Source organism: Flavobacterium anseongense (assembly GCF_021608185.1).
Classification (GTDB): Bacteria; Bacteroidota; Bacteroidia; order Flavobacteriales; family Flavobacteriaceae; genus Flavobacterium; species Flavobacterium anseongense.
In genome coordinates, this window is sequence record NZ_JAKIHN010000002.1 from 331,952 (window position 1) to 345,214 (window position 13,263).

Below are 13,263 nucleotides of genomic sequence, written 5' to 3' on the forward strand. Positions count from 1 at the left end.
TATGTGTGGTATCAATGGAATTTTCCATTTAAATTTTAAGCAAGTAGATCAGAATCAGCTGATAAAAATGCGCGACATACTGGAGCATCGTGGTCCGGATGATAAAGGAATTTATATCAACAATAATATTGGTTTAGGTCACAGACGTTTATCAATCATTGATACTTCATCTGCAGGACATCAACCATTTTTTTCTGATGATGGTAGATATGTAATTGTATTTAACGGTGAAATTTATAATTATCAATCGTTTTATCCCGAATTAAAAGCCAAAGGAATTATACTAAAATCAGGTTCTGATACCGAAGTTTTATTAAAGCTTTATGAGTTGTATGGCATGGAAATGCTTCAGAAACTCAACGGAATGTTTGCTTTTGCCATTTGGGACACACAGAAAAAAAAGTTGACGCTTTGTCGTGACCGAATGGGTGTAAAACCGCTTTATTACTGTATTCATCAAAACACTTTATATTTTGCCTCTGAGCAAAAAGCACTTTTCGCGGCTGGCGTTCCGTTAGAAGTTTCTGAAGATGGTATGGAAGAATATTTCTTCAACCGATTTGTAGCAGGCGAAAACACTTTATTTTCACACGTCAAAAAACTTTTGCCCGGACATTATATGATTATCGATGAAAGTGGGATAAGCAGAACAACACGTTGGTGGAATTTAAAACAACAAATTCAAAATCATGCTCAAATTCTGAATCCGAAAAAATGGTTTGAGGAAACCTTCTTCGAATCGGTAAAACTAAGGATGGTAAGCGATGTGGCTGTTGGTGTTTTGCTTTCGGGCGGATTGGATTCCTGTTCGATATTATCATCACTTCACGATCAAAAATTTGAAAAAATCGAAACCTTCAATATCAGTTTTTCCGAAGAAGAGCACAATGAGTATCATCTGGCAAAAAAAATAACAGATGATTACGGGTACACTTTTAACCATACCAAGCTTGAGGATGAAAGTCTGTATCAAAATCTGATAGAAACCTCCTATTTTCAGGATGAACCGCTGATGCATCTTAACGAACCACATTTATTGGCTATTGCAAAATTGGCGAAGCCAAAAGTAAAAGTATTACTTTCGGGCGAAGGCGCCGATGAATTAATGGGCGGATATGTTCGATACAAAGCACTAAAAAATCCCTCTTTATTAAAAGTAATTTCACAGCTTAGTAAGTTTGAAACTTTTAATAAAAGTCCACGATATGATAAATTACTACGCTATTCAAAAATTAATAATGATTCTGATTTAGTAATTTTCAATGGTTCCAATGTATATCCGGAAGACATCAATGCGTTTTACGGAAATAAGCAAAAACCGGCAAACGAATACCGCTATCAAATATTAAAAGAAGCACAGGAATTATATCCAAAAAGTCTGCAAAGACAAGCATTATATTTTGATCAACACACTTACATGTGTTCGCTGCTTGACAGAAACGATCGTTGTACTATGGGAACTTCAATCGAATGTCGCGAACCTTTCTTAGACCAACGCTTAATTGCTGGTTTGGGAACTTTAGATGACAAATGGATGTTTACCGGAAAAAAAGGGAAGTTCATTTTAAAATCGACCATGGAAGATAAACTTCCGAAAGAAATTGTTGATTTTAGAAAAATTGGACTCAGCGCACCTTGGGGAAGTTATTTGTTGAGTTTCCCGCGATTTGTTGATGAGTTAGACCATTTTGCTAAAAGTCCTATATTTGATATGCCATTCCTTGAAAACATTGACGGCAATAAGTTAGTAGCCGAAATCAGAAAAGGAAACACCAAAATCCTGCCTTATTTTATGCCGATATTTATGCTTCACAAATGGCAAAAAAACTACTATAACAAGTTTGCTTAAAAATTCTTTTGAGTTACTTTTGTAAGCATGACTATACAAAATAATTTCTCCTTAAAAAAGTACAACACTTTTGGTATTGAAGCCAAAGCCAAGCATTTTGTTGCTGTTCATTCTGTAGAAGATTTAAAAACTGTTTTGCAGGAATACCAATCGCAACCAAAATTCATTCTAGGTGGCGGAAGCAATATGTTATTAACACAAGACATTCAGGCTTTGGTCATTCATATTGATTTGAAAGGAAAAAAGGTCCTTAAAGAAGATGACGATTACGTTTGGGTTGAAAGTCAGGCCGGCGAAAACTGGCACGAATTTGTGCTTTGGACCATAGATCAAAATTTTGGTGGTTTAGAAAACATGTCGCTTATTCCGGGAAATGTTGGTACAACTCCAGTGCAGAATATTGGTGCATACGGCACAGAAATCAAAGATACTTTTGTTTCGTGTGATGCTATGAATATTGCTACACAGGGAATGAAGACCTTCACTAAAGAAGAATGCCATTTTGGTTACAGAGAAAGTATTTTTAAGCATGAAGCCAAAGACCAGTTTATCATTACTTCAGTTGTTTTTAAACTAACCAAACGCAATCATAAAATCAATACTTCGTATGGAGATATTACCAAAGAATTAGAAAAGCAAGGCGTTGTAATTCCAACTTTAAAAGATGTTTCCAATGCTGTGATTGCAATTCGACAAACTAAACTACCTGATCCTAAAGAATTGGGCAACAGTGGAAGCTTTTTCAAAAACCCGATTATTCCAAAAGAACAATACGAAAAAGCAAAAGCTTTGCATCCTGAAATGCCGCATTATGTAGTTTCTGAAAGCGAAGTTAAAGTTCCGGCTGGCTGGTTGATTGAAAGAGCCGGTTTTAAAGGAAAGCGTTTTGGAGATGCCGGAATTCATAAAAATCAGGCACTGGTTTTAGTAAATTATGGTAATGCAACCGGACAAGAAATTTTAAATGTTTCTAAAGATATTCAGGCAACAATTCTAAAGGAATTCGGAATTGCAATAGAAGCTGAAGTAAATGTGATTTAGAAATAGTAAAAAGGGATTTAGCTTCGCTCCGTTCGCCTTCTGCTCGGGTGGGAAAAGGGATAAGTCCACTAATAACTATATAGAACTTATGCCTTATCCCTCTTAACTTATCTCTCAAAAATGTACATCCCAGAACTTTATAAAAACGAAAATCAGGAAGACATCCAAAACTTCATCCATCAGAATGGGTTTGGGATTTTGGTTAATCAAACCTATGGAAAACCATGGGCAACGCACATTCCGTTACTTTTAGAAGAGAAAAACGGAAAGCAGTTTTTGGTTGGACATGTTTCTAAAGAAAATCCACAAGCCGAAAGTTTTAAAACCAATGATGAAGTTTTAGCTATTTTTTTGGGTGCGCATACCTATATTTCCTCCTCTTGGTACGACCATGAAAATGTTCCTACATGGAATTATCTGGCAGTTCATGTTTACGGAAAAATCAAGCTTCATTCGCTGGAAGAAAGTATTGAAGCATTAAAAAGATTGGTTAATAAATACGAAGCAAAATCTGAGAAACCTGTTCGTGTCGAAGATTTATCAAAAAAAACAATGCTTGAGGCACGTGGAATTGTTTCGTTTGAAATTGAAATCACAGCTATCGAAGCCAAGAAAAAGTTGTCTCAAAACCGAGATGATAAAAACTATAAAACCATTATTTCAAAACTAGAAAAATCTAATGATAATCAAGCGATTGCAATAGCAGAAGAAATGAAAAAGAATCGAAAGTTATCAGAGTAAAAATTCTACTCATAACTCCTAATTAATAATTCAATTTTGTACATTTGCAGACCTTTTTAAAAGTCGAAAAAGCACTATGTTATTATCTTTACTCTGTTTATTTATTGCTGTTGTAGTTATTCAATTCCTTTATTATATTGTGATTTTTGGTAAATTCTCATTTGCTAAACCACAAACTGCAACACCAAAAAGAATTCCGATTTCTGTAATTGTATGTGCCAAAAACGAAGAAGATAATGTTAGGAATTTAATTCCGTTGCTTGTTGAACAAAATTATCCGCAATTTGAAATTGTTTTGATTGACGATGCATCAAGTGATAATACGTTAGAAATTTTTGAGGAATTTGAAAAGCTATATTCCAACATCAAGTTAGTTAAAGTAGAAAACAATGAAGCCTTTTGGGGTAACAAAAAATATGCGTTGACTTTAGGAATAAAAGCAGCAAAACACGAGTATTTATTGTTTACCGATGCCGATTGTGTTCCTTCTTCCAAAGACTGGATTGCTAATATGAGTTCACAGTTTACGGTCGAGAAAACTATTGTTTTGGGTTATGGTGCTTATGAAAAAATTGGCGGTTCGTTCTTAAATAAAATCATCCGATTTGAAACCTTATTAACGGCTACACAATATTTTTCCTGGGCAAAACTAGGCAAACCTTATATGGGAGTTGGTCGAAATTTAGCCTACAAACGTGAAGAGTTTTTCAAGGTTCGTGGCTTTATGGATCATATGAAAATACGTTCCGGGGATGATGATTTATTCATCAATCAGGCAGCGGAGAAAACGAACACAACGGTTTGTTATTTACCGGATAGTTTCACCTACTCCAAGCCAAAAACCTCTTTTAAAGAATGGTTTACCCAAAAACGCCGTCATGTTTCGACAGCCAAACATTATAAACTGTTTGACAGAAATCAGTTAGGCTTGTTTTATATTTCGCAATTGTTGTTTCTTATTTTGCCAATCATTTTATTAGCTTTTCAATTTCAATGGATTGCTGTGGTAAGTATCATTGGTTTCCGTTATATTTTTGCTTGGATTACGATGGGATTTGCAGCAGGAAAACTAAAAGAAAAAGATGTAATGTATTGGTTTCCAATCATCGAAATCGTTTTGATTTTTACACAATTAAATATTTTTGTTACTAATACTTTCTCAAAACCAGTGCATTGGAGATAAATCCATACATAGAAAAAGCTAAGACCGGAGACCAAGTTGCCTTTACTTATTTACTCGACCATTATTGGAATGAAGTATACGGTTTTATGCTTAAACGCACGGAAAACGAAACAGATGCTGAAGATATTACCATTGAAACTTTCTCTAAAGCTTTTGACAAAATAGCGACTTACAATCCTGAATTTCAGTTCAACACTTGGTTGATTGCCATTGCCAAAAATGTACATATTGATATGCTTCGCAAAAAGAAATCGACCGTTTTCGTTGAAATCACTGATGAGGAAGATCAACTGGCTTATAATGTCGCCGATACTACGCCATCCATTGAAGATGCCTTAATAACCGAACAAAATTTATCCCGCTTATTGCAATTCATCAAAGAGTTAAAACCACATTATCAGGAAGTAATTCAGCTTCGCTATTTTCAGGAAATGAGTTATCAGGAAATTGCAGAACAACTCAATGAACCTTTGAGCAACGTAAAAATCAAATTACTTCGAGCCAAAAAACTGCTGGCTGAAATCATCGAAAACAAAAAATAGTCTTTTCTTTTTTGTTACAGACTCTACTAAAAACCTAATATTTAAAAGGGTTTGCTGATTTGTGCTTTATTTTTTTTATCAGATTAGATACTATTTTATAATTTCCTGCGTTATACAATAAAATCTCTAGCTTATGTAACATAGATACTTAACTCAAAAACAAATAACCATGTCAAACGTTAGTATTTATGAAAAAAACTGGATTGATCTAGTTTTCGAAGACAAAAACAAAGCTTATGGTGCGTATCAGTTACGCCAGGAAAATCCCATAACCACATTATTTGCCTTTTTTGGTGGCATATTATTAATTTTATTGATGCTTGGCACTTGGTTTCTATTTTCTTCTTTTGGTAATAAACCCGAAAAACCAATTGAGAATGTTCCAATAGTTCCATCAATCAGACCAATAGAGCTAAGGCCTAAAGTTGAACCTCTCAAACCTAAGGTTCCTCATGTTGAAACTGCAACTCCAACTACAGCAAATAAATTCAAGAAATATGCACCGTCTAAAACTCCTGTTGAAGTTGAAGTTCCGAAAACAACGACACCAAATGAGACTCCAACAGCTTCAGGTAATGGCACCGAAACTGGACCAGCAGTTACTTCTCCAACAGATGGTGGAGGAACAGCGATAACAGTTACTATTCCTGACAAAGGGCCAGTAACTACTGCTGAATTAGACCGACTTCCGGAATATCCTGGTGGTATTAAAAAATTCTACGAATATGTAGGGACTAATTTTGAAAAACCTGAAGTTGATGAAAATTTGGAATCTATCCGAATCATTATGTCTTTCGTTATTGAAAAAGATGGTGAAATGAGTAATATCAGAGTATTAAGAAGTCCAGACCGAAAACTGGAAACAGAGGCTATTCGTGTGCTGAAATCACTAAAAGTGAAATGGTCGCCGGGTTATAAAAACGGTGATAAAATGAGAACGCTTTACACGCTTCCAATAAGAATTACGCTTTAAAATTTAAGTTAGTATTTGTTGCTTTTTGCCCTTGAACCTGGCCAGTGTTTAAAAACTTGTCAGGTTTATTATTTTTAATAACTCGTTTAAAACTTTTAGAAACTAAGGGTTTTTATTTTGGCTAATATCGGTATTATTGCAATTATGAAGATTTCTTTAATCACCTTTCTTTTATCAACTCTATTCTACTTTTCCAGTCCAAAAAAAGATTGGAGTTCTGTTGATTCTGATAAGGGAAATCCAAATGACAGTTTACATATATCATCGCCTTTCCCTATTAAAATGGGAACTGTTTCTGAAGCTTATATTGCCGAAAAAAGACATTTTATTGATTCTTTTTATAACAAAAATATCAATTCTCCTTTTTACAGCGGTGCTTTTATTGTGGTCAAAAATGGTCGTGTACTTTATGAAGATTACAGAGGGTATTCCAATGCGAGAACCGGTCAAAAGATTGATAAAAATACACCTATTCACTTAGCATCGGTGAGTAAAGTTTTAACTTGTACCGCTATTTTGAGATTGGTACAGCAAGACAATATTATGTTGGACCAAAAGGTAACCGATTGGCTTCCCAAATTTCCTTATAAAGAAACAACTATCAGAATATTGCTCAATCACAGAAGCGGTTTGCCACATTATGCCAACTTTCCGGGTATGATGAAAAAAAGATGGAATAAAAAGAAAATCCTGTCCAATCAGGATGTTTTGGATTTGTTGGTGCAAAATAAATTCAGATTACGAACTCCAAATAATACCCATTTTGATTATTGCAATACCAATTATATCATCTTAGCCTTAATTATCGAAAAAGCTACTGGTTTAAACTATCGTCAAGCGATGCAGGAATTGGTTTTCAAACCATTGGGAATGACAAATAGCTTTGTTTTTAATTATGATACCGATAGAGAAACAGCATGTAAATCATATAGAGGAAGTACTATATTTCCTTGGGATCAGTTTGATGATTTGTATGGCGATAAAAATATATATTCGACGCCAAGAGATTTGGTAAAGTTCGACTTAGGGACGTATTCACCTGATTTCATCAAACCGGAACTTTTACAAGAAGCCTATTTTGGTTATAGTGCCGGTCATGTGGCAAAACCAATTAAAGATTATGGATTGGGAATGCGTATGCGTTTTTTACCTCCAAACAATGAAAAAATGATCTATCACAACGGTTGGTGGCATGGAAACAATACTTCATTTGTGCCAGTGAAAAAAGATACCGTTACTGTGGTGTGTTTGGGAAATAAATATTCAAACCGACCTTATTCGACTTTGAGTATGGTAAGCAGTCTTTTTTATAAAAAGAAAACAGAAATTGAAACTCCGGTTCCAACTGAACTGGAGCTCAGTGAATAATTATTCTTTAACCAAATAAATCCCGTCGTCTTTAATCTCGATAAGTTTGTCTTTGTAAAGTGAACCGATAGCTTTTTTGAATGTTTTTTTGCTCATCTTCAACACCGTTTTGATATCTTCGGGATGACTGTTGTCGTTCAATCTCAGAAAACCTCTGCTGGCTTTTAGTTCATCAAGTATTTTTTCTGCATTTGGTTCAATATTTTGATAGCCTAATTTTTGCAGCGAAACATCAATTTTATTATCCGGACGAATTGCTTTGATGTAACCTGTCATTCTATCTCCGGTCCGGATATCTTCATACACTTGGTCTTTGTATAAAAGTCCTTTATGTTGGTCGTTGATAATGACATTAATGCCGACTTCGGTGATATGAGAGATGATTAAATCGACTTCATCACCAACAGCAACGGTTAGATTTTCATTGTTCAAAAACTGATTGGTTTTGCTTGAAGCTACAATTCGGTTAGTTTTTTCATCGATGTATGCAAAGACCAAATAGCGTTTTCCTTTTTCCATTGGTCGCGCTTGTTCTTTGAACGGAACAAAAATATCTTTCTCCAAACCCCAATCAAGGAAAGCACCAAATTTGTTGACGAAATTGACACGAAGCAATCCAAATTCATCGATCAAAATATAAGGCTCCAATGTTGTTGCCACCGGTCTTTCTTCATGGTCGAGATAGACAAAAACAATTAACTCATCTCCTACTTCATATTCTTTTGGAACATACTTTAAAGGTAGCAAAACATCCTCTTTTCCATCGGTTAAAAAAAGTCCAACTTTGGTTTCACGTGCTATGGTAAGTGTATTATAATGCCCTATATTCATGGTGTATGCTTGTCAATTTTGCAGTGCAAAGATACATAAATTAGAAACTTGAAATTGCATTTTAAAATATGTAGTTTTACAGTTGTAACAAAACCAATGCTTTTTGTACTAACGAGACTATGAGTGACAACTTAGAACAATTATTTGTAAAACAATTAAAGGACAATCAGAACATTATCCATAAGATATGTCGATTGTATACCAATGATGAAGATGCACACAAGGATTTGTTTCAGGAAATCACCATTCAGCTATGGAAAGCGTTCCCAAAATTTAGAGGTGAATCTAAATTCTCAACTTGGGCTTATCGTGTGGCATTAAACACAGCCATAACGCTCTATAGAAAAAGTACACGAGCAGTTGCGACTACACCTTATGAATCGCAAAAACACTTTTTATCGCAAGAAGAATACAACTTTGAAGAAGAAGAACAAATTAAGTTGATGTATCAAGCGGTGCAGCAGTTGAATGATATCGAAAAAGCACTAGTATTTCTTTATTTAGAAGACAAAGATTATACTGAAATATCAGAAACACTTGGTATTAGTGAGGTAAATGCCCGCGTAAAAATGAACAGAATTAAAGGTAAATTAAAAAAAATATTAAATCCCTAAGGATTATGGAAGAGTTGGATTTATTAAAAAAAGCGTGGCAAAAAGACAGCCATTCTTACGAGCAAATTTCGGAAGTAGAGATTTATAAAATGCTGCATAAAAAATCATCCTCTATTGTAAAATGGATTTTGATTATCAGTATTATTGAAGTCTTGTTTTGGACTGCGATAAGCATTGGATATAACACCGATGAGTACATGAAAAAACTTCATGCCGAAAATATGATAGTGTATTTCAAAGTGTTGAATTTTGTCAACTATGCCGTGATATTGTTGTTTATCTTCAATTTTTATAAAAACTATATCAAGATTTCGACCACAGCCTCGACCAAACAATTGATGCAGGACATCTTAAAAACCCGCAAAACCGTGAAATACTATGTTTGGTATAACTTGGGAATGATAGTCTTAAGTCTTATAGCCGGTTTTATTATTGCTTTTGCCTACAACCCAAAAATGGAAATGCTAAAAGACAAAATTGCCCATGAATCCAGTTACTATACTTTGTGCATCACGCTTGGTATTATGTTATTGACTATTGTAGTCTTCGTTGGTTTGTTCTGGTTATTTTACCGATTATTATACGGTATCTTACTCCGAAAACTAAATGCCAATTATAAAGAATTAAAGAAAATAGATTTATAAAAAAATCCCGTCTGGTTCAAAACAAGACGGGATTTTTTTTATATTTTTTGTTAGTTAATTTCTAACACAACGAACAGAAAGTGCCGCTTTCTTTAGAATAGAACCTCTGGTTACTGAATTGTTCAGATTCACATTTAAACTATAAGCTGTAGTTGGATTTGATGCAGTTGAGCTCCACCAAAAGGCAACATCACCCATACTGTTGAATGGTTCATCTACCGGGTCATAGGCATGTGTTAAATAACCATATCCGCCAGGAAGTGCGCTAAATCCGGCTTGATTTGTCGCCAAAACAGCTGAGGTTGACCATGTATCTCCCAAGTCTCTCATTTTCATTCCGGCTACACTTGTACCTCCTAAGAAATTAGTTAATGATGTCCATTCGGCATCACTTGGTATATGCCATCCGGTTGGCGCTAAACCTCTTGGATCATTAATTGCATACCAATTGTATAACTTACCATAAGTAGTTCCATTTGCGGTAACATTTTCAAAATAACACCATGCTCCGGTTGTCAAAGCATCCCATTCTGCCATATCAGTTACTTCGGGTATAACATCGCCATTTCTGTATTTACTAACGTTTAGATTCCCTTTCATCCATTGTTTTCCGTTAATAACGATACTCTGATAATTATTTCCATCAACATCGATAACCGCACTTCCATTAATGTATAGCTTGTTTAGAGTAGAAAAAGTAAGTTGATTTCCATAAACAGTTCCTTCAGAAGTTGTTGCATAAGCTCTAACATAATAAAATCTAAGAGGCATAAGCGACAATAAGTTGCATGAAAAACCTCCTGTTGCCGGATTAATTCCAGCACCAACAGCGAATGAACCTTCAATAGTTGGATTTGGTGATAAACCATAACATATTCCATATTCACTGGTTGCAGTAACAAATGATGGACTAATAGCACCAAAAACATTAGCCGACTCATGACCAATAGTAGCTACCGATTTTGTTTGTACGCTAAAAACCGGATCAATAATTACTTCACCACCAGTTTCACTATCGCTTGCACAGCTTACCAATAGCACTGAAACCAAACAAAAAATTAGGATTTTTTTCATATTATTCAAATTTATCGAAAGCAAATATAATGAAAACACTGTAACCAAATAAAAATTAAAAAAAACTCTTAAGATAAGTTAAGCATTACTCGCGTCTTTTTCCACATGCCATTCTCTTAGTTTATTCAGACGTTCCTGTTCTTCAATTTCTTCGGCCGGAATTACTTTTAGAAATGATGGATGCTGCTCGATGGCGTATTCTATTTTTTCTACAATTTGCTCTATGGTTTCGTTTTCATAATCGATAACCAATGGTTCTTTGATAATGAATGACTGCAGTATGTTTTTCTTTTTCAAACGCAAACCTTTCTTGTCAAACGAACGACGGAAGCCATCGATCACAATTGGAACTACAACAGGTTTGTATTGTTTTATAATGTGCGCTGTTCCTTTTCGAACCGGTTTAAATGATTTGGTTGTGCCTTGCGGAAATGTAATTACCCAACCGTCTTCGAGTGCGATTCTGATGTTCTCAGTGTCATTTGGATTTACTTCACGCTTTTCTGTTACGTCTTTTCCACCGGAACGCCATGTTCTTTCTACCGAAATAGAACCGACATAAGATAAAATACGTGGCAATAGACCTGATTTCATTGTTTCGCTTGCAGCAACGTAGTAGATATTCATTTTGGGTTGCCACAGATAGCCCACGTTTTTAATACTGTCTTGTCTTCCTGAAAGGCTGGCATTAAAAACATGAAACATCGCCACGACATCGGCAAAATAAGTCTGGTGATTAGAAATAAAAAGCACATTTTTATCTGGTAAAGCAGCGATAATTTCGGAACCGTCAATTTGCAATTCGTTGAAACCTCTATATCTTCTGTGCGTGATGACACCAAAAATTCGGATTAACCATTTTTTGATGAAAAGTATATGACCAAAAGGATTTCTTTTAAATAAACCCATAATTCATTTCTATTAGGAAGGCAAATCTACAAAAAGTAAAACTTTATAAAACCAATTTTAATGTTTCTTTTAATTCACTCAACATCATGGCAGTTGCACCCCAAATAAAGTGCTCTTCAACCTGAAAACCGGGAACTTCAATACTTCCGGCATACGATGTTTTCATCACATTAGTGACGATAATTTTATCATCTAAAAAATCTTTTAACGGTAATTCTACAATGCCGGCTACTTCGTCTTCCTGCAATTCGAATGACAGTTCATCACAGCTGTAACCAAAAAAAGGATAAACCATATAATTACTTGGCGGAATATAGACTTCGGTAAAAGCCCGAACTACATTTATCATATTGGGATGAACTCCAATTTCTTCGTGGGTTTCGCGTAATGCAGTTTGCTTTAAATTAAAATCTTCCACTTCCACTTTCCCACCGGGAAATGCAATTTGGGAAGAATGAACGCCGTTATAGGAAGTTCGAAGAATCAATGCCAAATGAGTTTCTGTTTCTTTTGGATAAAAAAGCATCATTACTGCTGCTTTTTTTGGAGTTACTTTGGTAAAATCGGTATTCCGTATCAATTCTTCGCGATTTGGAGGAACCATTTTTATATGCGCATGCCTTGCCGGAAGCTCAACATTTAGTACTTTTGGTGCATGCTTTATGAACTCGTCGAAACGCATCTTGATTAGTTTAGGAATATAAATTTACCTTAAAAAAACAAAGCACTCAAATTTTTAGTCCAATAAAATGTATAGCAAAGAAGAAGCATTACTGATAAAAAAAGAATTTTGGACCGCATTTGCCGCTGCATATCCCAGAAAGTGGTTGTTGTATGATACAAAAATAAAGGATGTGACCTTTAAGTTTTTTATTGATAATAAAAAGGCTCAAGTGCTTTTGGATATCGAACCTAAAGACGAAGAAAAGCGCAAAATTTACTTCGAAAAAATAGAATCTTTAAAAACCATTTTGCTCGAAGACTATCTTCCTGAAGCCATTTTAGAGCGTAATTTTTATCTTGAAAGCGGTAAAGTTATCAGCCGGATTTGGGTTGAAAAGTTAGGTGTTAGTTTGAACAATAAAAATAATTGGGTGACAATTTTTGATTTTTTTAATGAAACAATGACACAGTTTGAGTATTTCTATTTTGAATACGAAGACTACATTAAAGATTTAGAAATCAATACTTAACGCAGGATTACGTCTTTTATTACTTCTTTACCAATCTCTTCGTTTATCATTTTGATAATCTTCTGTTTGCCATAACTCAGTTCTTCGCGCAGCACTGCCGAAGTTAGCGAAACATAAAGTGTAGTTCCTTTTAGAATTACTTCCTTAGTATAACTGTTGACACCATTTCCCATTAATGATTTCCAAGCCGCTTCCACGTCAATTTTATCCATGCCGGTTTGAAGTTTATTCGTTTCAATAAACTGTTTTAATACATCGCCAATAGAACCTTCGTTGCTTATTCGTCTTGCCATTTATGCTG

The 13,263-nt window shown here is 34.8% G+C and carries 15 protein-coding genes; 10 read left to right on the forward strand and 5 right to left on the reverse strand.

What is annotated here, in order from left to right:
* The first annotated feature begins 1 nt into the window (after position 1).
* The 7 genes from asnB (at position 2) to L1S35_RS04610 (ending at position 7,697) form a co-directional block, all read left to right on the forward strand.
* Positions 2–1,849: an asparagine synthase (glutamine-hydrolyzing) gene (asnB, locus tag L1S35_RS04580; protein ID WP_236397071.1), complete on the forward strand. Its 1,848-nt coding sequence runs from the start codon at positions 2–4 to the stop codon at positions 1,847–1,849.
* A gap of 27 nt (positions 1,850–1,876) precedes the next feature.
* On the forward strand, positions 1,877–2,890 hold the full coding sequence (murB, locus tag L1S35_RS04585) for a UDP-N-acetylmuramate dehydrogenase (protein WP_236397073.1): 1,014 nt from the start codon (positions 1,877–1,879) through the stop codon (positions 2,888–2,890).
* Positions 2,891–3,010: 120 nt separating this feature from the next.
* Positions 3,011–3,631 carry an FMN-binding negative transcriptional regulator gene (locus tag L1S35_RS04590; protein ID WP_236397075.1) on the forward strand — a complete coding sequence of 207 codons (621 nt, stop codon included), beginning with the start codon at positions 3,011–3,013 and terminating at the stop codon, positions 3,629–3,631.
* A gap of 76 nt (positions 3,632–3,707) precedes the next feature.
* On the forward strand, positions 3,708–4,814 hold the full coding sequence (locus L1S35_RS04595; protein WP_236397077.1) for a glycosyltransferase: 1,107 nt from the start codon (positions 3,708–3,710) through the stop codon (positions 4,812–4,814).
* On the forward strand, positions 4,805–5,356 hold the full coding sequence (locus tag L1S35_RS04600; RefSeq protein ID WP_236397080.1) for an RNA polymerase sigma factor: 552 nt from the start codon (positions 4,805–4,807) through the stop codon (positions 5,354–5,356). Before L1S35_RS04595 ends, L1S35_RS04600 begins: the two co-directional genes overlap by 10 nt.
* Before the next feature lie 169 nt (positions 5,357–5,525).
* The gene (locus L1S35_RS04605) at positions 5,526–6,329 is read left to right on the forward strand and encodes an energy transducer TonB (RefSeq protein WP_236397082.1); all 804 of its coding nucleotides are present in this window, start codon (positions 5,526–5,528) and stop codon (positions 6,327–6,329) included.
* A 144-nt stretch (positions 6,330–6,473) separates the two neighbouring features.
* A complete protein-coding gene (locus L1S35_RS04610; protein WP_236397084.1) occupies positions 6,474–7,697 on the forward strand; it encodes a serine hydrolase domain-containing protein in 1,224 nt (407 codons plus the stop codon).
* Here L1S35_RS04610 and L1S35_RS04615 read toward each other — a convergent pair whose 3' ends face one another.
* Positions 7,698–8,528: a CvfB family protein gene (locus tag L1S35_RS04615; protein ID WP_236397086.1), complete on the reverse strand. Its 831-nt coding sequence runs from the start codon at positions 8,526–8,528 to the stop codon at positions 7,698–7,700.
* Positions 8,529–8,647: 119 nt separating this feature from the next.
* On the opposite strand from L1S35_RS04615, the gene L1S35_RS04620 reads away from it, so the two are divergent.
* Together L1S35_RS04620 and L1S35_RS04625 are read left to right on the forward strand one after the other, a co-directional pair.
* Positions 8,648–9,142, forward strand: coding sequence for an RNA polymerase sigma factor (locus L1S35_RS04620; RefSeq protein WP_136152061.1), 495 nt, complete (start codon positions 8,648–8,650; stop codon positions 9,140–9,142).
* A gap of 5 nt (positions 9,143–9,147) precedes the next feature.
* On the forward strand, positions 9,148–9,786 hold the full coding sequence (locus L1S35_RS04625; RefSeq protein WP_236397088.1) for a DUF8845 family protein: 639 nt from the start codon (positions 9,148–9,150) through the stop codon (positions 9,784–9,786).
* A gap of 54 nt (positions 9,787–9,840) precedes the next feature.
* On the opposite strand, the gene L1S35_RS04630 is transcribed toward L1S35_RS04625, so the two are convergent.
* The 3 genes from L1S35_RS04630 to L1S35_RS04640 form a co-directional block, all read right to left on the reverse strand.
* On the reverse strand, positions 9,841–10,860 hold the full coding sequence (locus L1S35_RS04630) for a fibrobacter succinogenes major paralogous domain-containing protein (RefSeq protein ID WP_236397090.1): 1,020 nt from the start codon (positions 10,858–10,860) through the stop codon (positions 9,841–9,843).
* 78 nt (positions 10,861–10,938) lie between these two features.
* Positions 10,939–11,769, reverse strand: coding sequence for a lysophospholipid acyltransferase family protein (locus tag L1S35_RS04635; protein ID WP_236397092.1), 831 nt, complete (start codon positions 11,767–11,769; stop codon positions 10,939–10,941).
* A 43-nt stretch (positions 11,770–11,812) separates the two neighbouring features.
* Entirely contained in the window at positions 11,813–12,451 is a 639-nt protein-coding gene (locus tag L1S35_RS04640) for an NUDIX hydrolase (RefSeq protein WP_236397094.1), read from the reverse strand.
* A gap of 67 nt (positions 12,452–12,518) precedes the next feature.
* Between L1S35_RS04640 and L1S35_RS04645 the strand changes: the two genes are divergently transcribed.
* On the forward strand, positions 12,519–12,962 hold the full coding sequence (locus tag L1S35_RS04645; RefSeq protein ID WP_236397096.1) for a DUF4268 domain-containing protein: 444 nt from the start codon (positions 12,519–12,521) through the stop codon (positions 12,960–12,962).
* Here the strand turns inward: L1S35_RS04645 and L1S35_RS04650 are convergent.
* The gene (locus L1S35_RS04650) at positions 12,959–13,255 is read right to left on the reverse strand and encodes a DciA family protein (protein WP_236397097.1); all 297 of its coding nucleotides are present in this window, start codon (positions 13,253–13,255) and stop codon (positions 12,959–12,961) included. The genes L1S35_RS04645 and L1S35_RS04650 overlap by 4 nt on opposite strands.
* Positions 13,256–13,263 lie beyond the last annotated feature (8 nt).

What these genes read in the sequence shown, in the direction of transcription:
- L1S35_RS04635 (WP_236397092.1), bottom strand. Translation starts at nt 11,769, where the DNA reads ATGGGTTTATTTAAAAGAAATCCTTTTGGTCATATACTTTTCATCAAA.
- L1S35_RS04595 (WP_236397077.1), top strand. Translation starts at nt 3,708, where the DNA reads ATGTTATTATCTTTACTCTGTTTATTTATTGCTGTTGTAGTTATTCAA.
- murB (WP_236397073.1), top strand. Translation starts at nt 1,877, where the DNA reads ATGACTATACAAAATAATTTCTCCTTAAAAAAGTACAACACTTTTGGT.
- L1S35_RS04620 (WP_136152061.1), top strand. Translation starts at nt 8,648, where the DNA reads ATGAGTGACAACTTAGAACAATTATTTGTAAAACAATTAAAGGACAAT.
- L1S35_RS04615 (WP_236397086.1), bottom strand. Translation starts at nt 8,528, where the DNA reads ATGAATATAGGGCATTATAATACACTTACCATAGCACGTGAAACCAAA.
- L1S35_RS04650 (WP_236397097.1), bottom strand. Translation starts at nt 13,255, where the DNA reads ATGGCAAGACGAATAAGCAACGAAGGTTCTATTGGCGATGTATTAAAA.
- L1S35_RS04590 (WP_236397075.1), top strand. Translation starts at nt 3,011, where the DNA reads ATGTACATCCCAGAACTTTATAAAAACGAAAATCAGGAAGACATCCAA.
- L1S35_RS04610 (WP_236397084.1), top strand. Translation starts at nt 6,474, where the DNA reads ATGAAGATTTCTTTAATCACCTTTCTTTTATCAACTCTATTCTACTTT.
- L1S35_RS04625 (WP_236397088.1), top strand. Translation starts at nt 9,148, where the DNA reads ATGGAAGAGTTGGATTTATTAAAAAAAGCGTGGCAAAAAGACAGCCAT.
- L1S35_RS04640 (WP_236397094.1), bottom strand. Translation starts at nt 12,451, where the DNA reads ATGCGTTTCGACGAGTTCATAAAGCATGCACCAAAAGTACTAAATGTT.
- asnB (WP_236397071.1), top strand. Translation starts at nt 2, where the DNA reads ATGTGTGGTATCAATGGAATTTTCCATTTAAATTTTAAGCAAGTAGAT.
- L1S35_RS04605 (WP_236397082.1), top strand. Translation starts at nt 5,526, where the DNA reads ATGTCAAACGTTAGTATTTATGAAAAAAACTGGATTGATCTAGTTTTC.
- L1S35_RS04630 (WP_236397090.1), bottom strand. Translation starts at nt 10,860, where the DNA reads ATGAAAAAAATCCTAATTTTTTGTTTGGTTTCAGTGCTATTGGTAAGC.
- L1S35_RS04645 (WP_236397096.1), top strand. Translation starts at nt 12,519, where the DNA reads ATGTATAGCAAAGAAGAAGCATTACTGATAAAAAAAGAATTTTGGACC.